The following is a 518-nucleotide window of genomic DNA, read 5'->3' as shown; positions in this document are numbered from 1 at the left end:
ACGGTTCAGTTGTGCAGTGAAGAACTCTGCCGACACTTTTCTTGCCAATGGTTCCATATCACTCAGTCGTAGAGTGGCTCCTCCACTCCCCTCATACACCTCTCCAAAAAAGAAATCTCTCTTACGCATTAGACTTTGCCACCTTTAATCGCTTGCTGGGTCAGCTTGATCCAGTTCAACGGGTTTTCACAGTCAACATGGTTGCCAGCGGCACCAACTACCGTTTTGTATGCCTCCGAGCCTGCCGCTGTGTGTACAGCCAGCATAAACGAAAACATAGGGTCATTTTGCATGGTGCCAATCATCATTGCACTGGAAGTGTCTTTGAGCTGGCAGTTTTCAACCCGCAGATTGAGTACATCTTTTGCCACCATCTGACAGTCGGGACACACCTTCTCAAGGTTCTTGAGCTTTGCGTCGTCATTGAGCACATCAGGAGCCGCGATGGCAGTACCGGCTATACACAGCCCCAGTGCCAGCAGTTGGAGTCTATTAGTTACTTTCATGGTTCCTCTCTA

1 protein-coding gene is annotated in these 518 nt (G+C 49.2%); it reads right to left on the bottom strand.

The window, feature by feature from the left end:
- Positions 1-128: 128 nt before the first annotated feature.
- Positions 129-506, bottom strand: a complete 378-nt coding sequence (locus R7E78_RS30540; RefSeq protein WP_000869297.1) for a hypothetical protein — start codon at positions 504-506, stop codon at positions 129-131.
- Positions 507-518: the final 12 nt, after the last annotated feature.

Source organism: Vibrio sp. YT-19(2023), from assembly GCF_033337395.1.
Note: the sequence above shows the minus strand (reverse complement) of the source record. Positions and strands in the feature narration are given on the sequence as shown.

What these genes read in the sequence shown, in the direction of transcription:
- R7E78_RS30540 (WP_000869297.1), bottom strand. Translation starts at nt 506, where the DNA reads ATGAAAGTAACTAATAGACTCCAACTGCTGGCACTGGGGCTGTGTATA.